Source organism: Streptomyces sp. NPDC046303 (assembly GCF_055588085.1).
Genome location: NZ_JBVJFA010000027.1, coordinates 54,623 through 80,353 on the forward strand (window position 1 = coordinate 54,623; position 25,731 = coordinate 80,353).

Consider the following 25,731-nt stretch of genomic DNA (forward strand, 5'->3'; position numbering starts at 1 on the left):
GTAATCCGGTGAACCACCCGACTCGGCGGCGAGGTGAGTCCCCTCATGTCCGCAACACAGCCCGTACAGCCCAAGGTGACCGAGCGCGAGGCACGGCAGGTCGCGGAAGCGGCCCGGGAACAGGACTGGCGCAAGCCCAGCTTCGCCAAGGAGCTCTTCCTCGGCAGGCTGCGCCTCGACCTGATCCACCCCCACCCGCTTCCCGCCGACGAGGACGTCCGGCGCGGCGAGGCCTTCCTGGCCCGGCTGCGGGCCTTCTGCGAGACGGAGATCGACGGCGCGCGCATCGAGCGCGAGGCGAAGATCCCCGACGAGACCGTGCGCGGACTGAAGGCGCTCGGCGCCCTCGGCATGAAGATCGACCCCAAGTACGGCGGCCTCGGCCTCACCCAGGTCTACTACAACAAGGCGCTCGCCCTCGTCGGGTCCGTCAGCCCCGCCATCGGCGCGCTGCTCTCGGCCCACCAGTCCATCGGCGTCCCGCAGCCGCTGAAGATCTTCGGCACGCAGGAGCAGAAGGACGCCTACCTGCCCCGCTGCGCCACCACCGCCATCAGCGCCTTCCTGCTCACCGAGCCGGACGTGGGCTCCGACCCGGCCCGGCTGGCCACCACGGCGGTCCCGGACGGGGACGACGCCTACGTCCTCGACGGGGTGAAGCTGTGGACCACCAACGGGGTGGTCGCCGACCTGCTCGTGGTGATGGCCCGGGTGCCCCGGAGCGAGAACCACCGCGGCGGGATCACCGCCTTCGTCGTCGAGGCCGACTCGCCGGGCATCACCGTCGAACACCGCAACGCCTTCATGGGCCTGCGCGGACTGGAGAACGGCGTCACCCGCTTCCACCAGGTGCGGGTCCCAGCCGCGCAGCGCATCGGCCCCGAGGGATCCGGCCTCAAGATCGCCCTGACCACCCTCAACACCGGGCGGCTGTCGCTGCCCGCCATGTGCGTCGGCGCCGGCAAGTGGTGCCTGAAGATCGCCCGCGAGTGGTCGGGGGTGCGCGAGCAGTGGGGCCGGCCGGTGGCCCGGCACGAGGCCGTGGGCGCCAAGATCTCCTTCATCGCGGCCACCACCTTCGCCCTCGAGGCCGTCGTCGACCTGGCCTCCCAGATGGCCGACGAGGACCGCAACGACATCCGCATCGAGGCCGCCCTCGCCAAGCTGTACGGCTCGGAAATGGCCTGCCTGATGGCCGACGAACTGGTCCAGATCCGCGGCGGGCGGGGTTTCGAGACCGCCGAGTCCCTCGCCGCCCGCGGCGAGCGCGCCGTCCCCGCGGAGCAGCTGCTCCGCGACCTGCGCATCAACCGGATCTTCGAGGGCTCCACCGAGATCATGCACCTGCTGATCGCCCGCGAGGCCGTCGACGCCCACCTGTCGGTCGCGGGCGACCTCATCGACCCCGACAAGGACCTCGGCGACAAGGCCAGGGCGGGCGCCCGCGCCGCCGGCTTCTACGCCAAGTGGCTGCCCAAGCTGGCGACCGGCCCCGGCCAGGTCCCCGGCTCGTACCGGGCCTTCCACCCCGCGGGCCACCCGGACCTCGCCATCCATCTGCGCTACGTCGAGCGCGGGGCCCGCAAACTCGCCCGGTCCACGTTCTACGCGATGTCCCGCTGGCAGGGCCGCATGGAGACCAAACAGGGCTTCCTCGGCCGGATCGTCGACATCGGCGCCGAGCTCTTCGCGATGAGCGCGGCCTGCGTCCGCGCCGAGCACCTGCGTGCCACGGGCGACCACGGCCGCGAGGCGTACCAGCTGGCCGACGCCTTCTGCCGGCAGTCCCGGATCCGGGTCGAGGAGCTCTTCGGGCGGCTGTGGACCAATACCGACGCCCTCGACCACAAGGTGGTCCAAGGCGTGCTGAGCGGCACCTACACCTGGCTCGAGGACGGCATCATCGACCCCTCCGGCGACGGCCCCTGGATCGCGGACGCCGCCCCGGGCCCCTCGACCCGGGAAAACGTGCACCGTCCCCTCCGCTGACCTGCAATCATCGACAGTAGTCGGACTGATGTACGGGTGCGTGTACAGGTACGGGTACGAGCGCGAGGCGGGCTGCGATGTCGACGGCCGAGGAAGACCGCAACAGCCGGCGGCTGGCCTGGTGCGTGGCGCACGTCCTGCGCCACGCACCGGACCACGTGGCCGCCGGACTCCTCGGCCGGCTCGAGCGCCACGACCCGGCGGCCCGCAAATACCTGTGCCGCGACGAATGGCTGCCCGCCTCGGCCGTCACCCTGCTCCTGCGCGACGGCAGCGCGCAGGACCGGCACTACATCGCCCGCAACCCGCGCGTCGTGGGCAGGCCGCTGCCGGGCCTGCCCGGCCCCGCGCGCTACGCGGCCCGCCCCGGGCCCTCCCCGGAGCTGCTGGCGCAGGTCGGCCCCGGCCCGTTCGGCCAGGACGAGCTCCTCGCGCTGCTGCGCCGGCACGGCCGCCGCCCCCGGATCCCCCTCACCCTGCTGCGCATGCCGCACGACCCCCTCGACCCGGAGCCCCTGCTGCGCGAGCACGCCCGCGCGCCGCTCCCGCCCGGCGCCGCCGAGGCCCTGCTGCTGGCCGGCGGCCTGCCCCTGGAGGCCTGCGAGGCGCTGCTCGACACCCGCGCGCAGGACGCCTACGGGCGCTCCTGGCACCGGCCCGCCGTCCGGGCCGTCCGCATGGGGCTGCTCACCTTCGACGAGCTCGTCGCCCACGTCGCCCCCGCCTATCGCACCCTGCTGCTCGCCTCGCTCGCCGAGACCAGCGGCCTGCGCTGGACCCTGCCCGAACGGGCGGGCATGCAGTCGGCCGTGGCGCGGGCCCTGCGCCCGCTGGGCGACGACCCCCGGCTCTGGGCCGAGCTGCTGCGGCACGCCCATGCCTACCGTGGCGCCCTGCCCGAACTCGTGGCCGGGGTCGTCCGCGACACCCTGGCCGAGCCGGCCGCCGCACCACCGGTCCCCGGGCTCGACACGGCGGTGGGCGGGCTGGCCCCGAAGGCCGCCGAGCCGTTCGGCGGCGTGGAGCGCGAACTGGCCCTGGCGAGCCTCGCGGTACCGATGGAATCCGTCCAGGAGGACATCCGCTGGGTGCGGGACTGCCTGGCCCGCGGGCTGCTCACCGGCGAGGACGTGATCCGCCACAAGCTGCCCGCCTGCTGGGCCCTGGACGAGGACCACTGGCTCGGGGACGTCGACCACCCCGACCGCCACGACCGGCCGGAGCCGGTGCTCGCCGCCCGGGCCGAGGCCGACCGGCTGTTCGCCGTGGCCCTCGGCGAGGACCCCGAAGCCTGGTGGCGCGTGGCCCGTACCCTCCCCGACTTCGGCGGAACGCTTCCGCACCTCCTCCTGCGGGTCACGGAAGGGGGCTCCGTGTCGGGCCGCTCCTGAGTTCCGGCAACAATGGGGGGCATGAGCGACAGCCCAGCCCCCCTTGCCGATCCGCACCTCCTCTTCGACCCCGCGGCCGGCCCCCGGGACATCGTCATCCTCGGGTCCACCGGGTCCATCGGCACCCAGGCCATCGACCTGGCCCTGCGCAACCCGGACCGGTTCCGGGTGACCGCGCTGTCCGCCGCCGGCGGGCGGGTCGACCTGCTGGCCGAGCAGGCCCGCAGGCTCCGGGTCCGGGCGGTGGCCGTCGCCCGCGAGGACGTCGTACCGGCCCTGAAAGAGGCGCTGGGCGCCCAGTACGGGACGTCCGGGCCGCTGCCCGAGATCCTGGCCGGGCCGGACGCGGCGGCCGAGCTCGCGGCCTCCGAGTGCCACACCGTCCTCAACGGCATCACCGGCTCCATCGGCCTCGCGCCGACCCTCGCCGCGCTCCGGGCAGGCCGCACCCTGGCCCTCGCCAACAAGGAGTCGCTGATCGTCGGCGGCCCCCTGGTGAAGGCCCTCGCGCAGCCCGGCCAGATCATCCCCGTGGACTCCGAGCACGCGGCGCTCTTCCAGGCGCTCGCCGCCGGGACCCGGGCCGACGTGCGCAAGCTGGTGGTCACGGCCTCCGGCGGGCCCTTCCGCGGCCGCACCCGCGCCGAGCTGGCCGCCGTCACCGTGCAGGACGCCCTCGCGCACCCCACCTGGGCCATGGGCCCGGTGATCACGGTCAACAGCGCCACCCTCGTCAACAAGGGGCTCGAGGTCATCGAGGCGCACCTGCTCTACGACATCCCCTTCGAGCGCATCGAGGTCGTGGTCCACCCGCAGTCCTACGTGCACTCGATGGTCGAGTTCACGGACGGCTCCACGCTCGCCCAGGCCACCCCGCCCGACATGCGCGGCCCCATCGCGATCGGCCTCGGCTGGCCCCAGCGGGTCCCGGACGCCGCCCCCGCCTTCGACTGGACCAAGGCCTCCTCCTGGGAGTTCTTCCCGCTGGACACCGAGGCCTTCCCGGCGGTGGACCTGGCCCGGCACGTGGGCACCCTCGGCGGCACCGCCCCGGCCGTGTTCAACGCGGCCAACGAGGAGTGCGTGGAGGCGTTCCTGGCCGGTCGGCTGCCGTTCACGGCAATCATGGATACCGTCTCTGCCGTGGTCGACGAGCACGGGACTCCGGAGGCGGGAACTTCCCTGACGGTCCAGGACGTCCTCGAAGCAGAAGCCTGGGCCCGGTCCCGGGCGAGGGAGAGGGCGGCTCGCGCCGCCGTGGAGGCGGGCGCATGACGATGCTGATGACGGTGCTCGGGGTCGTGATCTTCGCGGTCGGCCTGCTGGTCTCCATCGCCTGGCACGAGCTCGGACACCTGTCCACGGCCAAGCTCTTCGGCATCCGGGTGCCGCAGTACATGGTGGGCTTCGGCCCGACCCTCTGGTCGCGGCACAAGGGCGAGACCGAGTACGGGATCAAGGCCATCCCCATGGGCGGCTACATCCGCATGATCGGGATGTTCCCGCCCGGCGACGACGGCAAGGTCACCGCCCGCTCGACCTCGCCGTTCCGGTCGATGATCGAGGACGCGCGCTCGGCCGCGTACGAGGAGCTCCAGCCCGGCGACGAGAGCCGGCTCTTCTACACGCGCAAGCCGTGGAAGCGCGTCATCGTGATGTTCGCCGGCCCGTTCATGAACCTCGTCCTGGCCGTGGGGATCTTCCTCACCACGCTGATGACCTTCGGGCTGAACACCCAGACCACGACGGTCGCCACCGTCTCGGACTGCGTCATCCAGCAGAGCGAGAAGCGCGACAAGTGCGCCCCCGGTGACCCGGCGGCCCCCGCCAAGGCGGCCGGCCTCAAGGCGGGCGACAAGATCATCGCCTTCAACGGCCGCCCGGTCGAGGACTGGTCCGCCCTGCAGAAGGACATCCGCGCCACCGTCGGCCCCGCCACGATCACCGTGGAGCGGGCCGGCGAGAAGATCGGCCTCACGGCGCACCTGATCGAGAACAAGGTCGCCAAGACCGACGGCGACGGCAGGTACGTCAAGGACCAGTACGTCACGGCCGGCTTCCTGGGCTTCGCCCCCGCCTCCGGCTACGTCCCCCAGTCCTTCGGCCAGTCCGTCGACCGGATGGGCGACATGATGGCGGCCGGCGTGCAGTCGCTGATCGACCTGCCGTCCAAGGTCCCCGACCTGTGGAACGCGGCCTTCAACGGCGCCGAGCGGGCCCAGGACAGCCCCATGGGCGTGGTCGGAGCGGCGCGGGTCAGCGGGGAGATCTTCACCCTCGACATCCCCGCCCAGCACCAGCTCGTGTTCTTCCTCAACCTGCTGGCCGGCTTCAACCTCTCGCTGTTCCTGTTCAACATGCTGCCGCTGCTCCCGCTCGACGGCGGACACATCGCGGGCGCCCTGTGGGAGTCGGTGCGGCGGGGCGTGGCGCGCGTCTTCCGGCGCCCCGACCCCGGCCCGTTCGACGTGGCCAAGCTGATGCCGGTCGCGTACGTGGTGGCCGGGCTCTTCATCTGCTTCACGCTGCTGGTGATGGTCGCGGACGTGGTGAACCCCATCAAGATCACCTGAGGGGGGCGGGCACCTACCCGAGGAACGCGGGAGCCGGGCACGCATCGTGCCCGGCTCCCTACGTTCGGGTGGCGCGCCCCCTCGGATGCGAGGGCCGCACCGTCATTGGCGTAATCTCGGAGGCTGGAGCCCGCGCCGATCTCGGGACCTTGATCCACACCTTGGGGTTGCACAGCAGATGACTGCCATCTCTCTCGGAATGCCGTCCGTGCCGACGAAGCTTGCCGACCGCCGGGTCAGCCGCAAGATCCAGGTCGGTTCCGTGGCCGTCGGCGGTGACGCACCCGTCTCGGTGCAGTCGATGACCACGACCCGCACCTCCGACATCGGCGCCACGCTCCAGCAGATCGCCGAACTGACGGCCTCCGGCTGCCAGATCGTCCGCGTGGCCTGCCCCACGCAGGACGACGCGGACGCCCTCGCCGTCATCGCGAAGAAGTCGCAGATCCCGGTCATCGCCGACATCCACTTCCAGCCGAAGTACGTGTTCGCCGCGATCGACGCCGGCTGCGCCGCCGTCCGTGTGAACCCGGGCAACATCAAGCAGTTCGACGACAAGGTCAAGGAGATCGCCCACGCCGCCAAGGACGCGGGCACCCCGATCCGGATCGGCGTCAACGCCGGTTCCCTCGACGCGCGCCTGCTGAAGAAGTACGGCAAGGCCACCCCCGAGGCGCTGGTCGAGTCCGCGCTGTGGGAGGCCTCCCTCTTCGAGGAGCACGGCTTCGGCGACATCAAGATCTCGGTCAAGCACAACGACCCGGTCGTCATGGTCAACGCCTACCGCCAGCTCGCCGCCCAGTGCGACTACCCGCTGCACCTCGGCGTCACCGAGGCCGGCCCCGCCTTCCAGGGCACCATCAAGTCCGCCGTCGCCTTCGGCGCGCTGCTCTCCGAGGGCATCGGCGACACCATCCGCGTCTCCCTCTCCGCTCCGCCGGTCGAGGAGGTCAAGGTCGGCAACCAGATCCTGGAGTCGCTGAACCTCAAGCCGCGCCGCCTGGAGATCGTCTCCTGCCCGTCCTGCGGGCGCGCCCAGGTCGACGTCTACAAGCTGGCCGAGGAGGTCACGGCGGGCCTGGAGGGCATGGAGGTCCCGCTGCGCGTCGCGGTCATGGGCTGCGTCGTCAACGGCCCCGGCGAGGCCCGTGAGGCCGACCTGGGCGTGGCCTCCGGCAACGGCAAGGGCCAGATCTTCGTCAAGGGCGAGGTCATCAAGACCGTCCCCGAGTCGAAGATCGTCGAGACCCTCATCGAAGAGGCGATGAAGATCGCCGAGCAGATGGAGAAGGACGGCGTGATGTCCGGCGAGCCGACCGTCGCGATCGGCGTCTGATCCTCCCGAGCAGTGCCCCGGCCCCGTTCCCGCAGCTCGCGGGCGGGGCCGGGGCTTTTTCGTGACCTGGGAGACCGGGCATCCGCCGGGCACGGCGGGTACAGTGCGGAGATCAGCAGACTTGTACGGTGAGGCCCCAGTGTTGACGCAGACCACCACCCGGGTCCTAGAGCCCGGTGATCTCGACGCGGCGCTCGACGTCCTCGGACGCGAGCCGGTCGAGAACGCGTTCGTCACCTCCCGGGTCCAGGTCGCCGGGCTCGACCCCTGGCGCCTGGGCGGCGAGATGTGGGGCTGGTACGCCGACGGCGAGCTCCGCTCCCTGTGCTACGCGGGCGCCAACCTGGTCCCCGTCTGCGCGGGACCCGACGCCGTACGCGCCTTCGCCGACCGGGCCCGCCGTACGGGCCGCCGCTGCTCCTCCATCGTCGGCCCCGCCGAGCCCACCCGGCTGCTCTGGCAGCTCCTGGAGCCGAGCTGGGGGCCCGCCCGCGACGTGCGGTCCCACCAGCCCCTCATGGTCATCGAGAGCCCCTCCACCACGGTCGAGGCCGACCCGCTGGTCCGCCGCGTCCGCAAGGACGAGATGGACCTGATCATGCCCGCCTGCGTGGCCATGTTCACCGAGGAGGTCGGCATCTCGCCGATGGCCGGCGACGGCGGGCTGCTCTACCAGGCCCGGGTCGCCGAACTCGTCGGCAGCGGCCGGTCCTTCGCCCGCATCGAGGACGGGAAGATCGTCTTCAAGGCGGAGATCGGCGCCGCCACCGCCGGCGCCTGCCAGATCCAGGGCGTGTGGGTGGCCCCCGAGTTCCGCGGCCGCGGCTACTCCGAGACCGGGATGGCCGCCGTCGTCGAGTTCGCGCTGCGCGACGTGGCACCCGTGGTCAGCCTCTACGTGAACGACTTCAACACCGCCGCCCGCGCCTCGTACCGGCGGGTGGGCTTCCGCGAGGTCGGCGCGTTCATGAGCGTCCTGTTCTGAACCGGCCGAACCCGTACCGGCGGGTCCCTACCGCGAAGTAAGGTCGCCGCATGCTGCCTTCCGGAGTCCGCATCGGCCCCCTCGACCTCGCCGCACGGGTGGACGAGGCCCTGCGCGTGCAGGCCGTCGCCTTCGGCCTCAGCGAGGAGGAGGTCGGCATCCGGCGCTACATCGTGCAGCGCCACATGACCTGCCGCGGCGCCCGCGCACTGGGGGCCTTCGCCGAGGACGGCGCGCTCACCGGATTCGTCTACGGGATGCCCAACGACCGCACCCACTGGTGGTCCACCATCGTCGAGCCCTATCTGCGGGCGGGCGGCCACGAGGACTGGCTCGACGGCTCCTTCGTGATCACCGAACTGCACGTCCACCCCGGATTCCAGGGCCACGGCGTCGGCCGCGCCCTGATCACCGCCCTCACCGACGGCGCCGCCGAACCGCGCTCCATCCTCTCCGCCATCGACACCGAAAGCCCCGCCCGCGGCCTCTACCGGGCCCTCGGCTACGTCGACCTCGCCCGCCAGGTCCACTTCCCGAGCGCGAGCCTCCCGTACGCCGTCATGGGAGCCCCGCTGCCGCTGCCGAGGCCCTGAAAAACGCGGTACCCCCGGCCGCACGGCCGCCGGTAATCTCCCGGCATGTCCACTCATCACGTGCAGCGCATGTCCCGGCTCATGGCCAAGACCCTCCGCGAGGACCCGGCGGACGCCGAGACCCTCAGCCACCGGCTGCTGGTCCGCGCCGGCTACGTCCGGCGCACCTCGGCGGGCGTGTGGACCTGGCTGCCGCTCGGCAAGCGGGTCCTGGACAACGTCTCGCGCATCGTCCGCGAGGAGATGGACGCGATCGGCGCCCAGGAGGTACTGCTCCCCGCGCTGCTGCCGAAGGAGCCCTACGAGGTCAGCGGACGCTGGTCGGAGTACGGGGACCTGCTGTTCCGGCTCAGGGACCGCAAGGGTGCGGACTACCTGCTCGGGCCCACCCACGAGGAGATCTTCACGCTGGTGGTGAAGGACCAGTGCACCTCGTACAAGGACCTGCCGGTCATGCTGTACCAGATCCAGACCAAGTACCGGGACGAGGCGCGGCCCCGGTCGGGCGTGCTGCGCGGGCGCGAGTTCCAGATGAAGGACTCGTACTCCTTCGACGTCTCCGACGAGGGCCTGGCAGAGTCCTACGCGCTCCACCGCGCCGCCTACCAGCGCATCTTCAGCCGTCTCGGCCTGGACCACCGGATCGTCTCGGCGGTGTCGGGGGCGATGGGCGGATCGGCCTCCGAGGAGTTCCTGGCGCCGGCGGAGGCGGGCGAGGACACCTTCGCGGACTGTCCCGCCTGCGACTACGCGGCGAACACCGAGGCGGTGACCTTCGCCCTGACCCCGGTCGCCGGTGAGCACGGCCCGGTGGAGGAGCTGGACACCCCCGACACCCCGACCATCGAGACCCTGGCGGCGCTGCTCGGCGTCCCGGCCTCGGCGACCCTGAAGAACCTCCTGGTCACGGTGGACGGGGAGATCACGGCCGTGGGCGTGCCGGGCGACCGTGAGGTGGACCTCGGCAAGCTGGGCGAACACCTGGCCCCGGCCGTCGTCGAGCTCGTCACCGCCGAGGACTTCGAGGGCCGGCCCGACCTCGTACGCGGATACGTGGGGCCGCAGGGCCTGGACAAGGTCCGCTACCTGGCCGATCCCCGGGTGGCGCCGGGCACTTCGTGGGTCACGGGGGCCAACAAGGCCGACACCCATGCCCGCAACGTGGTCTGCGGGCGCGACTTCGAAGTGGACCAGTACCTGGACGTGGTGGTCGTGGAGCCGGGCGACCCCTGTCCGCGCTGCGGCGCGGGCCTGCGGCTGGACCGCGCGATCGAGATCGGCCACATCTTCCAGCTGGGCCGCAAGTACGCGGACGCCTTCGGCCTGGACGTGCTCGGCAGGGAGGGCAAGCCGGTGCGGGTCACGATGGGCTCGTACGGCATCGGCGTCTCGCGGGCGGTGGCGGCGCTGGCCGAGCAGACGGCGGACGAGCGGGGCCTGTCCTGGCCGGCCGCCGTGGCCCCGGCCGACGTGCACGTGGTGGCGGCGGGCAAGGCCGTGCCGCTGGCCCTGGCGGAGCAGGCGGCGGATGCCCTTGCACAGGCGGGCCGACGCGTCCTGCTGGACGACCGGCCCGGGCTGTCGCCCGGCGTGAAGCTCACCGACGCGGAGCTGATCGGCGTCCCGTGGATCCTGGTCGCCGGCCGCCGGTCGGCCGAGGGCATCGTCGAACTCCAGCACCGGGCCACGGGCCACCGCGAGGAACTCCCCTTGTCCGAGGCCCTGTCCCGCCTGGCGTGACCGCCGGGGGCGGACCGGACCGGCAGCTACTCGGCGCGGGGGTCGTTCCGCTCCGTCGCGGGCGGCGGCGACCCGTCCAGCATCAGCCCCTCGTCCGGCGGCGGGGCCGGCGCCTCGCCCAGAGCCGGGCCGGTATCCGCGCCGGTATCCGTGCCGTCGGCCGGAGCGGGCGCCTCGTCGAGCGCCGGGGCCTCGGCCGCAGTGACGGCGGGGGCCTCGGCCCCCGCGGCGTCGCCGGCCGGAGCCGTACGCGCGGGCGGGGCTCCGGGCGGGGGCGTTCCCGGGGGGAGCGGGGCCGCGCGTTCCAGGAAGCGGAGGAGTTCGACCGGGAACGGGAGGACCAGCGTCGAGTTCTTCTCCGCCGCCACGGCGATCACGGTCTGCAGCAGCCGCAACTGCAGCGCGGCCGGCTGCTCCGACATGACCCCGGCCGCCTCCGCCAGCTTGTGCGAGGCCTGGAGCTCCGCATCCGCGTTGATCACACGGGCGCGCCGCTCACGGTCGGCCTCCGCCTGCCGGGCCATCGACCTCTTCATCGTCTCCGGCAGGGACACGTCCTTGATCTCGACCCGGTCGATCTGCACGCCCCAGCCCACCGCCGGGCTGTCGATCATCAGCTCCAGGCCCTGGTTCAGCTTCTCCCGGTTGGACAGCAGATCGTCCAGGTCCGACTTGCCGATGATCGACCGGAGCGAGGTCTGCGCCATCTGCGAGACGGCGAAGCGGTAGTCCTCCACCGCCACGATCGCGTTCGCCGGATCGACGACCTTGAAGTACACGACGGCGTCCACCCGGACCGTGACGTTGTCCCGCGTGATGCCCTCCTGGGCCGGCACCGGCAGCGTCACGATCTGCATGTTGACCTTCCGGAGCCGGTCGATCCCCGGGACGATCAGGGTGAAGCCGGGCGGCCGGATCTCCTCCCGCAGCCGGCCGAAGCGGAACACCAAACCCCGCTCGTACTGCTTCACCACGCGCGCGGCAGCGCCCAGATACGCCGCGATACCCGTCGCGGCGGCGATTCCCGCTGTCAGCAGTTCTTCGACCATGACGGCCCCCTGCCGGGCATGCCCACCTACCTACGGTATGCCCTCACAACCAGGCGGCGAACTCCAGCAGCAGCTCCGCGTCCCGGCGCCGCCCGGCGGCCAGCGCCCTGTTCCCCGACTCCACCGCCCGGAACACCGTCCAGCCCCGCAGCCGCTCCCGGTCCACCTCCAGGGCGTCGGCCAGTCGCTGCACCCGGCGCCGGGCGCCCGCGGCCCCCGCCGAGGTGGCCACCTGGTCCTCCAGCCGGTCCCGCACCAGCCGCGCCAGGTCGTACGCCCGCTCGCCGACGACCGGGTCCGGGCCCACCGTCAGCCACGGCGCGCGCTCGCCGGCGAGGACCTTGCCCTGCCGGAAGTTCCCGTGCAGCAGCAGCTCCTCCGGCGCGGCCGCGACCAGCTCGTCACGCATCGCCAGGGCCGTGTCGGCCAGCGCCCGGACCTCCGCCGGAGCCGCCCGCAGCGCCGCCGACTGCAGCTCCGTCCGCTCCGCCACCGTCTCCCAGACGTGCCCGGCGGGCGGCGCCACCCACAGCCTGCGCAGCGTGCCGCTGGCCTCCAGCAGCGCCTTGGCGTCGGGCAGCGACCGCAGCGAGACCTCCGGGTGCAGCCGCTCCAGCAGCAGCGCCCCGTCCTCCTCGTGGTAGCGCGAGTCGAGGACCCGTACGGCCCCAAAACCGCCCCAGTGCGCCAGGGCGGCCAGTTCCCGGTCGGGCCGGGCGTGCGGGGGCGCCAGTTTCAGCGCGGCCGGCGTCCCGTCGTCGTACTGGACGAGGACGACCAGGCTGCTGCGGCCGCCCGGAGCCTGCACCCGCTGGGCCCGTACCCCGCGCCGTGACAGCGCGGCCTCGGTGAGCTTGGGCAGCTGCTCCAGCCACTCCGCGTCCTGCGCCGATTCCGGCATCTCGCCGAGCGCCCGTACAAGCCGCTGCGGCGGTTCGAAAGCCATGCGTGCGTGGTCCCTTTCAGCTGTGCCGGGCCCGTTTCGCCACTTCAGCGCTTTTCGGTGAGCCCAGGGAAGGCTACGCCGACCCCACGCCAGCGTGCCGCGCGCAGGGCCGCCGCGCTCAGCGCGTCGGCCGCCTCACGGCGCAGCGGCCCCTCCGCGGCCCGCACCAGATCGGAGTACGCGCCCGCCACCCGGTCCTCGATCTCGGCGGCCAGCCGCTCCGCGTCGGCGGGGGTGCGCACCTCGAACGGCAGGGCGTACGCCGCCTCCGACGGGCGCGGCGCCCCGCCCAGCTCCCGCACGGTGCGGGCCAGCGAGTCGCGCCGCGCGAGGTGGCCGCCGTACGCCTCGCGGGCTTCCGTCGCGCGGGCCCCGGCCGTCCGGGCGCCGATCACCCCGTAGCCGTACGCGGCCGCGTGCTCGGCGGCGAGTGCGGCCTGTGCGGCCTCCAGGGCCCGGCCGGCGGGGGAGGGTTCGGGCTTCACGGCGTGGCTCCGGGGGTCGAGGTCAGCAGGTACGCGTGGACGGCGCCGCAGGCGGCCACCGAGGCCAGCAGCCGGGCCAGCTCGCCCGGCGCCGCGGCGAGGTCGATGGTGCGGGCCTCCGACAGGCTGCGCTCGGCGTCCGCGAGGGCGGTCAGGGCGTCGGCGGGCTTCGGCGGCACCGGCTCCGCGCTCGGCGCGGGAGCGGCCGCCCCCGTACCGCCGGACGGGGAGGCGGAAGCGGACGGGGACCCGGCGTCCGGAGGGGTGAGGGCCAGGGCGTCCGCGTGCGCGGCGACGGAGGCGCGCAGCGGTGCGAGCCGGGCCGCCAGCGCCGGATGGGCGGCGGCGGTGGCGTCGTAACGTTCCAGCAGCCGCGCGCTCTCACGAACGGCCGCTTCCCGCATCCGCCGTTCGAGCGGAATCCCGAAATCCATGCCGGTGGAACCGGTGCCGGAGCACCCCGTGAGCAGGGCGGCGCCGGCCGCTCCGGCGGCACCGGTGAGCAGGCTCCTGCGCGAGGGCCTCGATGGCAGAGTCCAGGGCACGGCGACGTCCTCGGGGGTGATGGCGGGGCAGGTGTGATCACGGTACCCGGGGCCCCGTCCCCAGGGCGGACGGCAACACCCTCCGCGACCGGATACCCTTTGACCTGACGCACGACGGAAACCACAACAGCACACGCGGCCGAGGAGTCACCCGGATGAGCACCACCCAGAGCGACAGGCTGCGCGGGCTGCTGGAGCCGCTCGTCGCCGCCAAGGGACTGGACCTCGAGGAGATCGAGCTGTCCAAGGCGGGCAAGCGCCGGATGCTGCGGATCATCGTGGACTCCGATGAGGGTGTGGAGCTGGACGCGTGTGCCGAGCTGAGCCGTGAGGTCTCCGACAAGCTCGACGAAACCGACGTGATGGGCGAGGACGAGTACGTCCTCGAAGTCAGCTCCCCCGGCGCGGACCGCCCGCTCAGCGAACACCGTCACTACGTACGGGCGACCGGCCGCCTCGTGAAGTTCCAGTTGGCCGAGGGCGGGGAACTGATCGCCCGCATCCTCGGCGTCGACGACGAGGGAATGGACCTGGAGGTCCCGGGCGTGAAGGGCCGCAAGGCGACCGCCCGCCGCATTGCTTTCACCGACATCGCCAAGGCGCGTGTCGAGATCGAGTTCAGCCGCAAGGACAAGAAGGAAGAGGAGGCGTAGCCGTGGACATCGACATGAGTGCCCTGCGGGGTCTGGTCCGGGAGAAGGAGATCTCCTTCGACCTGCTCGTCGAGGCGATCGAGTCGGCCCTCCTCATCGCGTACCACCGGACCGAGGGGAGCTTCCGCCGCGCACGCGTCGAGCTGGACCGCACCAACGGTCACGTGGTCGTGTGGGCGACGGAAGACCCGAGGGACCTCGAAGAGGGCCAGGAGCCCAAGGAGTTCGACGACACCCCGTCGGACTTCGGGCGCATCGCCGCGACGACCGCCAAGCAGGTGATCCTGCAGCGTCTGCGCGACGCCGAGGACGACCTGACCTTCGGCGAGTTCGCCGGCCGGGAGGGCGATGTCATCACCGGCGTCGTCCAGCAGGGCAAGGACCCCAAGAACGTCCTCGTCGACATCGGCAAGCTGGAGGCCATCCTGCCGGTGCAGGAGCAGGTCCCCGGCGAGGAGTACACGCACGGACTGCGCCTGAAGGCGTACGTCGTGCGCGTGGCGAAGGGTGTCCGCGGCCCGTCCGTGACCCTCTCGCGCACCCACCCCAACCTGGTGAAGAAGCTCTTCTCGCTGGAGGTCCCGGAGATCGCCGACGGCAGCGTCGAGATCTCGGCGATCGCCCGTGAGGCCGGTCACCGCACCAAGATCGCCGTCCGGTCCACCCGCTCGGGCCTCAACCCGAAGGGCGCCTGCATCGGCCCGATGGGCAGCCGTGTGCGCAACGTCATGGCCGAGCTGCACGGCGAGAAGATCGACATCGTCGACTGGTCGGACGACCCGGCGGAGATGGTCGCGAACGCGCTGTCACCCGCCCGGGTGAGCAAGGTGGAGGTCGTGGACTGGGACACCCGCTCCGCGCGGGTGACGGTGCCCGACTACCAGCTGTCGCTGGCCATCGGCAAGGAGGGCCAGAACGCCCGCCTCGCCGCGCGGCTCACCGGCTGGCGCATCGACATCCGTCCCGACACCGAGGCGTCCCCGGACGCCGGCACGGACCGCGACGGGGAATAAACCGGTACCGCCCGCCGTTGCCGGGCGGTAGACAGGGACCACGTGAAGGCCGCTACACCGGCCCCGTGGATCACCACAACACAACATCCGTTCGATTTTCGCCCGGAACTTGTCGGGGGAGGGTCGGTGCGGGGAGGTAGACTTAGGCGTGTCTGGCCGGACGCAAGCCCGCGCATGCCCCGAACGCACCTGTGTGGGGTGTCGGGAGCGAGCGGCCAAGAGCGATCTGCTGCGCATCGTGGCGATCGAGGACGAGTGCGTCCCCGATCGACGCGGTACGCTGCCCGGCCGGGGTGCCTACGTGCACCCTGCCGTGGTCTGCCTCGACCAGGCGGTCCGCCGCCGGGCGTTCCCCCGGGCCCTCCGGTCCGCCGGAGCGCTCGACACGACGGAACTGCGCAACGCCCTGGCCGCCGAGGCCGAGGCGACACCGTAAGAAGAAGTAGTACGGCACGGATACCCCGTGCGGTCAGGTACCTCGCGAGTTGGAAGTAGGTCGAGATTGCGATGAGCACTCGATGAGTACGCGATGAGTACGCCCATGAAGTAGCGACGGTCCGGCGTAACCCGGACCTAAAAGGAGCGAAGTGGCTAAGGTCCGGGTATACGAACTCGCCAAGGAGTTCGGGGTGGAGAGCAAGGTCGTCATGGCCAAGCTCCAAGAACTCGGTGAATTCGTCCGTTCGGCGTCCTCGACGATCGAGGCGCCGGTTGTACGCAAGTTGACTGACGCACTGCAGGGGCCCGGCGGCAACGCCGGCAAGACCGCTGCAAAGCCCGGCGCGCCCCGCAAGGCCGCGCCCGCCAAGCCCGCAGCGCCCTCCCCGGCCGCTGCGGCACGTCCTGCCGCCCCGAAGCCCGGCGCACCGGCCCCCAAGCCGGCCGTCGCAGAGGCTCCGGCTGCCGGCACCCCGGTGACTCCGGCCGCATCCGGCCCGCGTCCCGGCCCGAAGGCTCCGGCCGCCCCGAAGCCCGCTCCGGCGGCTCCCGTGGCGACCGAGTTCTCCGCGCCTCCGGCGGCTCCCGCCGCCCCGACGCGCACCGAGCGTCCCGCCGCCCCCGGTCCCCGTCCGGCGCAGCAGCGTCCGGCCGCCCAGGGCGGTCAGACCGGCGCCCGTCCCGGCGCGCCGCGTCCGGCCGGCGCCACTCCCGGTGCCCAGGCGCAGCGTCCCGCCCCCGGCGGCCAGGCGCCGCGTCCGCAGGGCGCCCGTCCGGCGGGTCCCCGTCCGGGCAACAACCCCTTCACCTCCGGTGGCTCGACCGGCATGGCGCGCCCGCAGGCGCCCCGTCCGGCCGGCGCTCCGCGTCCCGGTGCCCCCGGCGCCGGCGGCCAGGGTGCTCCCCGCCCGCAGGGCGGTCCCGGCGGCGCTCCGCGTCCGCAGGGCCAGGGCGCAGGCCGTCCGACCCCCGGCGGCATGCCCCGTCCGCAGGGCGGCGCCCCGCGTCCGGGTGGTGCTCCCGGTGGTAACCGTCCCAACCCGGGCATGATGCCGCAGCGTCCCGCTGCCGGTGGTCCCGGTCCCCGTCCCGGCGGCGGCCCCGGTGGCCGTGGTCCCGGTGCGGGCGGTCCGCGTCCCGGTGGCGCAGGTCGTCCCGCGGGCGGCGGCTTCGCCGGCCGTCCGGCCGGTCCGGGCTCGCGTCCCGGCGGCGGTGGCGGCTTCGGCGGTCCCCGTCCCGGTGGCGGCGGCTTCGGCGGCGGTCCGGCCGGTGCCGGTGGCGGCGGTCGTCCCGGCTTCGGTGGCCGTCCCGGCGGTCCCGGTGCCCGCGGTGGCACGCAGGGTGCCTTCGGCCGTCCCGGCGGTCCGGCCCGTCGCGGCCGCAAGTCCAAGCGTCAGAGGCGCCAGGAGTACGAGGCCATGCAGGCCCCGTCCGTCGGCGGCGTGATGCTGCCGCGCGGCCAGGGCGAGACCGTTCGCCTGTCGCGCGGTGCCTCCCTCACCGACTTCGCGGAGAAGATCAACGCCAACCCGGCGTCGCTCGTCGCCGTGATGATGAACCTCGGCGAGATGGTCACTGCCACGCAGTCCGTCTCCGACGAGACGCTCGAGATGCTGGCCGGCGAGATGAACTACGTCGTCCAGATCGTCAGCCCGGAGGAAGAGGACCGCGAGCTCCTCGAGGGCTTCGACATCGAGTTCGGCGAGGACGAGGGCGGCGAGGAATACCTCATGCCGCGTCCGCCGGTCGTGACCGTCATGGGTCACGTCGACCACGGTAAGACCCGACTGCTCGACGCCATCCGCAAGACGAACGTCGTTGCGGGCGAGGCCGGCGGCATCACGCAGCACATCGGTGCGTACCAGGTCTCCACCGAGGTCAACGACGAAGAGCGTCGCATCACCTTCATCGACACCCCGGGTCACGAGGCGTTCACCGCCATGCGTGCCCGCGGTGCCAAGTCGACCGACATCGCGATCCTCGTGGTCGCGGCCAACGACGGCGTCATGCCGCAGACGATCGAGGCGCTCAACCACGCCAAGGCCGCCGGCGTCCCGATCGTCGTCGCGGTCAACAAGATCGACGTCGAGGGTGCCGACCCGGTCAAGGTGCGCGGTCAGCTCACCGAGTTCGGTCTGGTCGCCGAGGAGTACGGCGGCGACACGATGTTCGTCGACATCTCCGCCAAGCAGGGTCTGCACATCGACTCCCTGCTCGAGGCCGTCGTCCTCACCGCCGACGCCTCGCTCGACCTCCGCGCCAACCCGGAGCAGGACGCTCAGGGTATTGCGATCGAGTCCCACCTCGACCGCGGCCGCGGTGCCGTTGCCACCGTCCTCGTCCAGCGCGGTACTCTCCGCGTCGGCGACACGATGGTCGTGGGCGACGCCTACGGCCGCGTGCGCGCCATGCTCGACGACAAGGGCAACAACGTCGAGGAAGCGGGTCCGTCGACCCCCGTCCTGGTCCTGGGTCTCACCAACGTCCCCGGCGCCGGCGACAACTTCCTCGTCGTCGACGAGGACCGCACGGCCCGTCAGATCGCCGAGAAGCGTGCTGCGCGCGAGCGCAACGCCAACTTCGCCAAGCGCGTCCGCCGGGTGTCCCTGGAAGACCTCGACTCGGTCCTCAAGGCCGGTCTGGTCCAGGAACTCAACCTCATCATCAAGGGCGACGCGTCCGGTGCGGTGGAGGCCCTCGAGTCCTCGCTGCTCCAGCTCGACGTCGGTGAAGAGGTCGACATCCGCGTCCTGCACCGCGGTGTGGGTGCGGTCACCGAGTCCGACATCTCGCTGGCGATGGGCTCCGACGCCATCGTCATCGGTTACAACGTCCGTGCGGCCGGCCGTGCCGCGCAGATGGCGGACCGCGAGGGCGTCGACGTCCGCTACTACTCGGTGATCTACCAGGCCATCGAGGAGATCGAGGCGGCCCTGAAGGGTCTCCTCAAGCCGGAGTACGAAGAGGTCGAGCTCGGTACGGCGGAGGTCCGCGAGATCTTCCGCTCGTCCAAGCTGGGCAACATCGCCGGTGTCCTCATCCGGTCCGGCGAGGTCAAGCGCAACACCAAGGCGCGGCTCATCCGCGATGGCAAGGTCATCGCGGAGAACCTCACCATCTCCGGTCTGCGCCGCTTCAAGGACGACGTCACCGAGATCCGCGAAGGCTTCGAGGGCGGTATCAACCTCGGCTCCTTCAACGACATCAAGATCGACGACGTCATCGCGACGTACGAGATGCGCGAGAAGCCCCGCGCGTAAGCGCGAGGCGGTCGCACCGTGTCGTAACTCGTAGTACCGGGGCCGGTCGGCGGAATATCCGTCGATCGGCCCCGGCCGTTGCGTGTACGGTTCTGGTGACCCTGCCGAGCGACGGCCGGCAGGCCACCGAACCCGCACCGGCGGGACATCCGGAACTGCATGTACGTGGGGACTCTGTCCTTCGATCTGCTCCTCGGCGACGTCCACTCGCTGAAGGAGAAACGCTCCGTCGTCCGGCCCATCGTCGCCGAGCTCCAACGCAAGTTCTCCGTGAGCGCGGCCGAAGTGGGCGACCAGGACCTGCACCGCAGGGCCCGCATAGGGGTCGCTCTGGTGAGTGGGGACGCGGGGTTCCTCTCGGACGTACTGGACCGCTGCGAGCGGCTGGTCGCGGCGCGTCCGGAAGTGGAGCTGCTGTCGGTACGACGGCGCCTCCACGGTGATGAAGACTGATTGCTTGTCTGCAAGAAAAGAAGGAGACGGACCAGTGGCCGACAATGCGCGGGCGAAGAAGCTGGCGGACCTCATCCGGGAGGTGGTGGCGGAGAAGCTGCAGCGTGGTGTCAAGGACCCCCGCCTCGGTACGCACGTGACCATCACGGACACCCGCGTCACCGGCGACCTGCGGGAGGCCACGGTCTTCTACACGGTCTACGGCGACGACGAGGACCGGGCCAGCGCGGCAGCGGGCCTGGAGAGCGCCAAGGGCGTACTGCGCTCCGCGGTCGGCCGGGCGGCGGGCACCAAGTTCACGCCCACCCTGACCTTCGTCGCGGACGCCCTCCCGGAGAACGCCAAGACCATCGAGGACCTCCTCGACAAGGCGCGCGCCTCCGACGCCCAGGTGCGCGAGGTCTCCTCCGGCGCCCAGTACGCCGGCGAAGCCGACCCGTACAAGAAGCCGGGCGAGGACGACGACGAGGACGCAGCCGCGGAATGAGCAGCAACGCAGGGAAGACGCCGGACGGTCTTGTCATTGTCGACAAGCCGTCCGGCTTCACTTCGCACGACGTGGTCGCCAAGATGCGCGGGATCGCCAGGACCCGCCGCGTCGGCCACGCCGGCACGCTCGACCCGATGGCGACGGGCGTGCTGGTCCTGGGCGTCGAGAAGGCCACCAAGCTCCTCGGTCACCTCGCGCTCACGGAGAAGGAGTACCTCGGCACGATCCGCCTGGGCCAGAACACCCTGACGGACGACGCCGAAGGCGAGATCACCTCCTCCACGGACGCCACCGGGGTCACCCGGCAGGCCGTGGACGCGGGCATCGCCCAGCTGACCGGCGAGATCATGCAGGTCCCGTCCAAGGTCAGCGCCATCAAGATCAAGGGCGTGCGCTCCTACAAGCGCGCACGGGACGGCGAGGACTTCGAGATCCCGGCCCGGCCGGTGACCGTCTCCTCGTTCCAGGTGTACGACATGCGCGAGGCGGAGGCCGAGGACGGCACCAAGGTCGTCGACCTCGTCGTCTCCGTCGTCTGCTCCAGCGGCACGTACATCCGGGCGCTCGCCCGTGACCTGGGCGCAGGCCTGGGCGTGGGCGGACACCTGACCGCGCTGCGGCGCACCCGGGTGGGCCCGTACAAGATCGACCGGGCGCGCACGCTGGACCAGCTCCAGGAGGAGCTGACCGTCATGCCGATCGGCGAGGCGGCGGCCGCGGCCTTCCCGCGCTGGGACCTGGACGCCCGGCGCGCCTCGCTGCTCGCCAACGGCGTGCGGATCGACATGCCGGACGCGTACGGGCCCGGCCGGACCGTGGCGGTCTTCGGACCGGACGGAACGCTGCTCGGGCTCGTCGAGAACAAGGGCGGCAAAGCCAAGTCCCTCGCGGTCTTCGCCTGACCCACCGCCGTTCCGTGGGGAGCGGCGGGCGGTTGTCGACGTGGAGCGGTGAGCGCACGATCACCGGCGCTCACCGCTCCACGACCCCCCTCGGGTAGGTCTCTATCCACCCGGACCCCGTAATTCACCCGTCCGAGCAGGCGCTCGGAGTGAATCGAGGGAGCGCAAGGGGGCGCGTTCGCCTCACGTGCTTTTCGTGCTGATCTTCACCTGCCTACCGTCATGAGCACGGGGCGTTGCGGGGGAGTGGTGCGGCCATGGCGGAGCTCGTCACGATCTGCGATCTCGCCGGTCGGTCACGCGGCAGTGGATTCGTCGCCGACGACCGCGGGACGGTGGTCACCAGCCACGAGGCGGTCGACGGACTGGGCGGAGTGGTGCTGCACGCGCCCGGCCCGGCCGGCCGGACCTGGCTGGCCGAAGCCGGGGACGTGACCGCGCTGCCGGGGCTCGCGCTGGCGCTCGTACGCACCGACGGGCTCGGGGTGCGGCCGCTGCCGGTCGCGATGCGCGAGGCCATCGCCCCGGGGACGTACGTACGGCTGCCCGCGCGGGGATGGCGGCAGGCGCGGGTCCTGGGCGGAGCGGAGGTCACCTATCCGGCGGCGGGCGGGCCGCACGCCGTGCCCGCGTGCGCCGCGATGGAGCTGGCGATCGGAACGGACGGGCGCGACGCGCTGAGCCAGGGCGGGGAGGCGTGCGGCGGCCCGGTCCTCGACGCCGAGACCGGAGCGGTGCTCGCCGTGCTGGGCACCGCGCTGCGGGCGGAACACCGGTCCGGGGGCTTCGCGGTGGCCCTGCGCGCCGCGGCCGCCGCCGACCCGGCCGGTCCGCTGGCAGCGCTGCTCGCACGCAACGCCGCGACCGTGCCCGCGTACGGGCCCGACCTGAACCTCGCCGGGGTCCTGGAGCTGACCGGTACCACCGTGGGCGCGGCCTTTCCCCCGTCCGGGGACGGGCCCGGCCTTGACCCCGTGGAGCGACCGGCGACCACCGCCGAACTCGAGGCCTTCGCGGCGGGCGACCGGCTCGTCCTCGGCCTGGTCGGCGCACCGGGCACGGGCCGCACCACCGTGCTCGCGGCCCTGGCCCTGCGCCGGGCCCGCGGGTCGCGGCCCTCCCCGACGCTGTGGCTGCGCGGCGCCGACCTGACCGGCCGGGACACCTCGCTGGCCGACGCGGTGACGCGGGCACTGGCCGCGGCGGGCCGGGTCGTCACCGCGGCGGGACCGGCGGCGGCCGCCGGACCGGGCGGGGGTGGCGGCCGGTCCGCCGGCGCCGGAGCCGGCCCCGGATCCGGGACATCCGCGGCGGCAGCCCCCGCCGCGGACACCGCGGCCGCCGACGCCGACCAGGTCGCACGGGTGGCCGCAGCGGCCGGGCGGGCCCTGCTCGTGGTGCTCGACGCCCCCGAGGAGATGCCGCCGGAGCTGGCCCACCGCCTGGGGTCCTGGACCGGCGCCACCGTCGACTGGCTGCGCGCGGCCGGGGCGCGGCTGGCCGTCGCCGCCCGGCCCGAGCACTGGGAGCGGGCCGGCGCCCTCTGCCCGCCCGAGGTGCTCTATACCCCCGCCCGCCCGGCCCGCCGGCTGCCGCCCGCGCTCCCGCTCGGAGACCTCACCGCCGCCGAGGCCGAGACCGTACGGGCCCGCCTCGGCATCCCCGAGGGAGCCGTCCGGGACGCCGACGCCCGGCACCCGCTCACCCTGCGGCTGCTCGCCGGGATCCGGGCCGCCGAGGTCACGGACGGCCGCCCCGGCCGCGACGAGGTCTTCGCCGCCCACCTGGACCTGCTGTGCCTGCGCGCCGCGGTCCGGATCTCCGCCGACCAGGCGGCGGGCACCGGGGGCGCCCGGGTGCACGGCCCCGGAGTGCGGCGGCTCGCCGCGCGGGTGGCCGGCCGGGTCCACGAGGCCGCCCGGCGCTGCCTGGGACCAGGACAGGGCGCGCTCTCCCGGGACGACTTCGAGGAGCTGTTCCCATGGCGCACCGGCTGGGCCTCCGCCGTGCTCACCGAGGGCCTCCTGGTGCCCGCCGGACCCGGCTACCGCTTCGCCCACGAGGAGCTCTCCGACTGGATCCAGGCCTTCCACCTGGACGTACCGACCGCCCTCGCCTCCCTCGTCCACCGGCCCGCCGGGCCCGGCCTGCCCGTGCCACGGCACCGGATCGGGCCCGTCCTGGAAGCCCTGCGCCGACTGCCCGCCGAGACACTGAGCAACGAGCTCGAGCGCCTGGTCCGCCGTCTCGACGCCTTCGCCGGGGACGAGCCCGGCGCGACCGGGCCCGACCGGATCTGGTGGGCCGCCCGGCTGCTGCGCGAGACCCTGCTGCGGGCACCCGACGCCCGCCCCCACCTGCCCGTCCTGCACGCCCTCGCCGAGCACCTGGCCGGCGCCGGCCAGGGCGAGTTCGGCGGCTGGTTCTGGAACCGGCTCCGGCTGCCCGAGCCCGACCGCCTCGACCTGCTGCGCCGCCTGCTGCCCGCCGACCCCGCCGAGGCCGCGCCCGGTGACCGCTGCCTCGACGCCGCGGCCCGCCGGCTCGCCCGCGACGCCCGCTCCGCGCAGCCCCTGATCTGCGCCTGGTTCAGCGACGAGCGGCGGCTGCACGGCAGGCCCGGGGCCACCGTCGCCACCGCCGCCCAGGCCCTCCTGTACACCCACCGCCGCCTCGCCCTGGACGACCTCGCCGAGGCGCTCGTCACGGCCGCGCACCCCCGCGCCGACGAGCTGCTCACCGTACTCGCCGAGGAGGAGCCCTCCGCGATGTGCCGGGCCGTGGACCGCTGGGCCCACGACGAACGGCCCGCGCGGCGGGTCGCGGCCGCCGCGTACGGTCTCGCCACCGCCCCGCACGTGCGCACCCCCGCCGACCGCGAGCTGCTGCGCTACGCCGCCCAGGCGCTGCTGGCCCGCCCCGCCGACGCTGCCCTGCACGGCAGCGCGCTGGCCACACTGCTCCGCGACCCGCAGGTGCGCGGCCGCTACCTGCCCGCTGCCCTCGCCTGCTTCCGCGCCCCCGAGCACGGCCCCCGGCTCCCCGCGTCGGCGCTGGTCGCGGCCCTGCCCGTGCTGCCCGACCCCGACGCCGTGTTCGACGCGCTGCGGGTCCGGGCCGACGGGGAGGTGGTGCGGGCCCTGGCCGCGCTGACGACGCCCGGGCTGGCCCGGCGCGCGGGGGACCTCGTACGGGAGCACCTCGCACGCCGTCCCGAGGACGCACCGCACGCCGCCGCCTTCGTCGACCGGCGCCTGGAGCAGGGCCCGGCCGCCGGCCCGGTGCTGCGCCCGCTGGTCCTGGACCTGCTGCGGACCGCCCCGGCGGAGGTACGCGCCGAGCTGGCCGCCGTACTGGCCGCGCCGGGCTCGGAGCCCTCGTACGCGCTGCGGGACGAGCTGGCCGACGTACTGCTGCGCAAGGAGACGGACCCGCGGGTGCTCGACGCGTTCCTCGGGGCCGTCGCGGCCGGGGCCGCCGCGCGTCCGGAGGACCGTACGCGGGAGCTGCTGCGGCGCACCGGGCGGCAGCTCCTGGGCTCGCCCGGCGGGCCCGCGGTGTTCGAGCGGCGGACGGTGGAGCTGGCCCGGTCCGAACCGGCCTTCGGGGCGCTCGTGGCGCGCTGGCTGGCGGAGGCGCGAGGGGAGGCGGCGGCCCTGCTGGGCCCGAGCGCGCGGCGGACGGTGGAGACGCTGATCAGGGCTGCCGCGGACAAGCGGTGAGCGCGGAGCCGCAGTGGCGGGGCGGCCGGTCCCACGAGGACGCCGATGCGGGGCCCGGGGCAGCGGCATGGCAGTCTTAGACCTGTAATCGGCAATCAGTACAAGGCCTACACGGGTTCGGGCGAGGAGCGGTCACAGTGCAGCGCTGGCGTGGCTTGGAGGACATCCCCCAGGACTGGGGACGCAGCGTCGTCACCATCGGCTCCTACGACGGCGTGCACCGGGGTCATCAGCTGATCATCGGACGGGCCGTGGCCAGGGCGCGCGCCCTCGGCGTGCCGTCCGTCGTCGTCACCTTCAGCCCGCACCCGAGCGAGGTCGTCCGGCCCGGCAGCCACCCGCCGATCCTGGCCCCGTACGACCGGCGTGCCGAACTGATGGCCGGGCTGGGCGTGGACGCGCTGCTGATCCTGCCGTTCACGGCGGAGTTCTCGAAGCTGTCCCCGGCCGACTTCATCGTGAAGGTGCTCGTCGACAAGCTGCACGCGCGGGCCGTCATCGAGGGCCCCAACTTCCGCTTCGGCCACCGGGCCGCGGGGAACGTGGACTTCCTGCGCGAGCTGGGCGCCACCTACGACTACGAGGTCGAGGTCGTGGACCTGGTCGAGCGCGGCGAGGCGGGCGGCGGCGTGCCGTTCTCCTCGACGCTGGCCCGCCGGCTGGTCGCCGAGGGCGACATGGAGGGCGCGGCCGAGATCCTGGGGCGTCCGCACCGGGTCGAGGGCGTGGTCGTGCGCGGTGCGCAGCGCGGGCGCGAGCTCGGGTACCCGACGGCGAACATCGAGACCGCTCCGCACACCGCGATCCCGGCGGACGGGGTGTACGCGGGCTGGCTGACGGCCGACGGCGAGCGGATGCCCGCGGCCATCTCGGTGGGCACCAACGTGCAGTTCGACGCGACCGAGCGGACCGTGGAGGCGTACGCGATCGACCGGATCGGGCTCGATCTGTACGGGAAGCACGCGGCCGTCGACTTCCTCGCGTACGTGCGGGGGATGGCCCGGTTCGAGTCGCTGGACGGGCTGCTGGAGGCGATCGCGGACGATGTGAAGCGGGCGCGGGTGCTGACGGACGCGTACGACGCGGCGCACTGACGACGCGACGTGGCGACGGGCAAGGGCCCGTACCTCCCCGGTTCCGGGGGTGGTACGGGCCCTTCCTGCTGCCG

Annotated in this window: 21 protein-coding genes; 17 read left to right on the forward strand and 4 right to left on the reverse strand. The window is 73.2% G+C overall.

Features of this window, described 5'->3' with window-relative positions; translation table 11 throughout:
* The first annotated feature begins 45 nt into the window (after positions 1–45).
* The 8 genes from ACZ6I1_RS25735 to ACZ6I1_RS25770 all read left to right on the forward strand — a co-directional run bounded on the left by ACZ6I1_RS25735 (position 46) and on the right by ACZ6I1_RS25770 (position 10,607).
* Entirely contained in the window at positions 46–1,989 is a 1,944-nt protein-coding gene (locus ACZ6I1_RS25735) for an acyl-CoA dehydrogenase family protein (protein ID WP_469290920.1), read from the forward strand.
* Positions 1,990–2,066: 77 nt separating this feature from the next.
* Positions 2,067–3,380 carry a hypothetical protein gene (locus tag ACZ6I1_RS25740; protein WP_469290922.1) on the forward strand — a complete coding sequence of 438 codons (1,314 nt, stop codon included), beginning with the start codon at positions 2,067–2,069 and terminating at the stop codon, positions 3,378–3,380.
* A 21-nt stretch (positions 3,381–3,401) separates the two neighbouring features.
* Positions 3,402–4,655, forward strand: coding sequence for a 1-deoxy-D-xylulose-5-phosphate reductoisomerase (dxr, locus tag ACZ6I1_RS25745; RefSeq protein ID WP_469290924.1), 1,254 nt, complete (start codon positions 3,402–3,404; stop codon positions 4,653–4,655).
* Positions 4,652–5,953 carry a M50 family metallopeptidase gene (locus ACZ6I1_RS25750; RefSeq protein ID WP_469290927.1) on the forward strand — a complete coding sequence of 434 codons (1,302 nt, stop codon included), beginning with the start codon at positions 4,652–4,654 and terminating at the stop codon, positions 5,951–5,953. Before dxr ends, ACZ6I1_RS25750 begins: the two co-directional genes overlap by 4 nt.
* Positions 5,954–6,131: 178 nt before the next feature.
* Positions 6,132–7,289, forward strand: a complete 1,158-nt coding sequence (gene ispG / locus ACZ6I1_RS25755; RefSeq protein WP_469290929.1) for a flavodoxin-dependent (E)-4-hydroxy-3-methylbut-2-enyl-diphosphate synthase — start codon at positions 6,132–6,134, stop codon at positions 7,287–7,289.
* Positions 7,290–7,428: 139 nt separating this feature from the next.
* The gene (locus tag ACZ6I1_RS25760; RefSeq protein ID WP_469290931.1) at positions 7,429–8,274 is read left to right on the forward strand and encodes a GNAT family N-acetyltransferase; all 846 of its coding nucleotides are present in this window, start codon (positions 7,429–7,431) and stop codon (positions 8,272–8,274) included.
* 50 nt (positions 8,275–8,324) lie between these two features.
* Positions 8,325–8,867: a GNAT family N-acetyltransferase gene (locus ACZ6I1_RS25765; RefSeq protein ID WP_469290933.1), complete on the forward strand. Its 543-nt coding sequence runs from the start codon at positions 8,325–8,327 to the stop codon at positions 8,865–8,867.
* A 45-nt stretch (positions 8,868–8,912) separates the two neighbouring features.
* On the forward strand, positions 8,913–10,607 hold the full coding sequence (locus tag ACZ6I1_RS25770; RefSeq protein ID WP_469290935.1) for a proline--tRNA ligase: 1,695 nt from the start codon (positions 8,913–8,915) through the stop codon (positions 10,605–10,607).
* Between the two features lie 26 nt (positions 10,608–10,633).
* Here ACZ6I1_RS25770 and ACZ6I1_RS25775 read toward each other — a convergent pair whose 3' ends face one another.
* The 4 genes from ACZ6I1_RS25775 to ACZ6I1_RS25790 are packed head-to-tail and all read right to left on the reverse strand — an operon-like array spanning position 10,634 to position 13,632.
* On the reverse strand, positions 10,634–11,656 hold the full coding sequence (locus ACZ6I1_RS25775) for a slipin family protein (RefSeq protein ID WP_469290937.1): 1,023 nt from the start codon (positions 11,654–11,656) through the stop codon (positions 10,634–10,636).
* 43 nt (positions 11,657–11,699) lie between these two features.
* Complete coding sequence (locus ACZ6I1_RS25780; protein ID WP_469290939.1) at positions 11,700–12,602, reverse strand: aminoglycoside phosphotransferase family protein; 903 nt, start codon at positions 12,600–12,602, stop codon at positions 11,700–11,702.
* A gap of 44 nt (positions 12,603–12,646) precedes the next feature.
* The gene (locus ACZ6I1_RS25785) at positions 12,647–13,087 is read right to left on the reverse strand and encodes a ferritin-like domain-containing protein (protein WP_469290941.1); all 441 of its coding nucleotides are present in this window, start codon (positions 13,085–13,087) and stop codon (positions 12,647–12,649) included.
* Positions 13,084–13,632, reverse strand: a complete 549-nt coding sequence (locus ACZ6I1_RS25790; protein ID WP_469290943.1) for a hypothetical protein — start codon at positions 13,630–13,632, stop codon at positions 13,084–13,086. Before ACZ6I1_RS25790 ends, ACZ6I1_RS25785 begins: the two co-directional genes overlap by 4 nt.
* A gap of 155 nt (positions 13,633–13,787) precedes the next feature.
* On the opposite strand from ACZ6I1_RS25790, the gene rimP reads away from it, so the two are divergent.
* The 9 genes from rimP (at position 13,788) to ACZ6I1_RS25835 (ending at position 25,657) form a co-directional block, all read left to right on the forward strand.
* Complete coding sequence (gene rimP, locus ACZ6I1_RS25795; protein WP_469290945.1) at positions 13,788–14,285, forward strand: ribosome maturation factor RimP; 498 nt, start codon at positions 13,788–13,790, stop codon at positions 14,283–14,285.
* Between the two features lie 2 nt (positions 14,286–14,287).
* The gene (gene nusA, locus ACZ6I1_RS25800; RefSeq protein WP_469290947.1) at positions 14,288–15,298 is read left to right on the forward strand and encodes a transcription termination factor NusA; all 1,011 of its coding nucleotides are present in this window, start codon (positions 14,288–14,290) and stop codon (positions 15,296–15,298) included.
* A gap of 148 nt (positions 15,299–15,446) precedes the next feature.
* A complete protein-coding gene (locus ACZ6I1_RS25805; protein ID WP_469290949.1) occupies positions 15,447–15,734 on the forward strand; it encodes a YlxR family protein in 288 nt (95 codons plus the stop codon).
* Positions 15,735–15,885: 151 nt separating this feature from the next.
* Positions 15,886–18,996 (forward strand): translation initiation factor IF-2, encoded by a 3,111-nt coding sequence (gene infB / locus ACZ6I1_RS25810; protein ID WP_469290951.1) that lies wholly within the window; start codon positions 15,886–15,888, stop codon positions 18,994–18,996.
* 159 nt (positions 18,997–19,155) lie between these two features.
* Positions 19,156–19,449: a DUF503 domain-containing protein gene (locus ACZ6I1_RS25815; protein WP_030651158.1), complete on the forward strand. Its 294-nt coding sequence runs from the start codon at positions 19,156–19,158 to the stop codon at positions 19,447–19,449.
* Between the two features lie 34 nt (positions 19,450–19,483).
* Positions 19,484–19,936, forward strand: coding sequence for a 30S ribosome-binding factor RbfA (gene rbfA, locus ACZ6I1_RS25820; RefSeq protein ID WP_469290953.1), 453 nt, complete (start codon positions 19,484–19,486; stop codon positions 19,934–19,936).
* Positions 19,933–20,841, forward strand: coding sequence for a tRNA pseudouridine(55) synthase TruB (gene truB / locus ACZ6I1_RS25825; RefSeq protein WP_469290955.1), 909 nt, complete (start codon positions 19,933–19,935; stop codon positions 20,839–20,841). Before rbfA ends, truB begins: the two co-directional genes overlap by 4 nt.
* A 257-nt stretch (positions 20,842–21,098) precedes the next feature.
* A complete protein-coding gene (locus tag ACZ6I1_RS25830) occupies positions 21,099–24,563 on the forward strand; it encodes a serine protease (protein ID WP_469290957.1) in 3,465 nt (1,154 codons plus the stop codon).
* Positions 24,564–24,700: 137 nt separating this feature from the next.
* Entirely contained in the window at positions 24,701–25,657 is a 957-nt protein-coding gene (locus tag ACZ6I1_RS25835) for a bifunctional riboflavin kinase/FAD synthetase (RefSeq protein ID WP_469290959.1), read from the forward strand.
* The last annotated feature ends 74 nt before the right edge of the window (positions 25,658–25,731 follow it).

Excerpts from the sequence above, each read along its gene's own strand:
- ACZ6I1_RS25735 (WP_469290920.1), top strand. The coding sequence starts at position 46 with ATGTCCGCAACACAGCCCGTACAGCCCAAGGTGACCGAGCGCGAGGCA.
- ACZ6I1_RS25740 (WP_469290922.1), top strand. The coding sequence starts at position 2,067 with ATGTCGACGGCCGAGGAAGACCGCAACAGCCGGCGGCTGGCCTGGTGC.
- dxr (WP_469290924.1), top strand. The coding sequence starts at position 3,402 with ATGAGCGACAGCCCAGCCCCCCTTGCCGATCCGCACCTCCTCTTCGAC.
- ACZ6I1_RS25750 (WP_469290927.1), top strand. The coding sequence starts at position 4,652 with ATGACGATGCTGATGACGGTGCTCGGGGTCGTGATCTTCGCGGTCGGC.
- ispG (WP_469290929.1), top strand. The coding sequence starts at position 6,132 with ATGACTGCCATCTCTCTCGGAATGCCGTCCGTGCCGACGAAGCTTGCC.
- ACZ6I1_RS25765 (WP_469290933.1), top strand. The coding sequence starts at position 8,325 with ATGCTGCCTTCCGGAGTCCGCATCGGCCCCCTCGACCTCGCCGCACGG.
- ACZ6I1_RS25770 (WP_469290935.1), top strand. The coding sequence starts at position 8,913 with ATGTCCACTCATCACGTGCAGCGCATGTCCCGGCTCATGGCCAAGACC.
- ACZ6I1_RS25775 (WP_469290937.1), bottom strand. The coding sequence starts at position 11,656 with ATGGTCGAAGAACTGCTGACAGCGGGAATCGCCGCCGCGACGGGTATC.
- ACZ6I1_RS25780 (WP_469290939.1), bottom strand. The coding sequence starts at position 12,602 with ATGGCTTTCGAACCGCCGCAGCGGCTTGTACGGGCGCTCGGCGAGATG.
- rimP (WP_469290945.1), top strand. The coding sequence starts at position 13,788 with ATGAGCACCACCCAGAGCGACAGGCTGCGCGGGCTGCTGGAGCCGCTC.
- ACZ6I1_RS25815 (WP_030651158.1), top strand. The coding sequence starts at position 19,156 with ATGTACGTGGGGACTCTGTCCTTCGATCTGCTCCTCGGCGACGTCCAC.
- truB (WP_469290955.1), top strand. The coding sequence starts at position 19,933 with ATGAGCAGCAACGCAGGGAAGACGCCGGACGGTCTTGTCATTGTCGAC.
- ACZ6I1_RS25830 (WP_469290957.1), top strand. The coding sequence starts at position 21,099 with ATGGCGGAGCTCGTCACGATCTGCGATCTCGCCGGTCGGTCACGCGGC.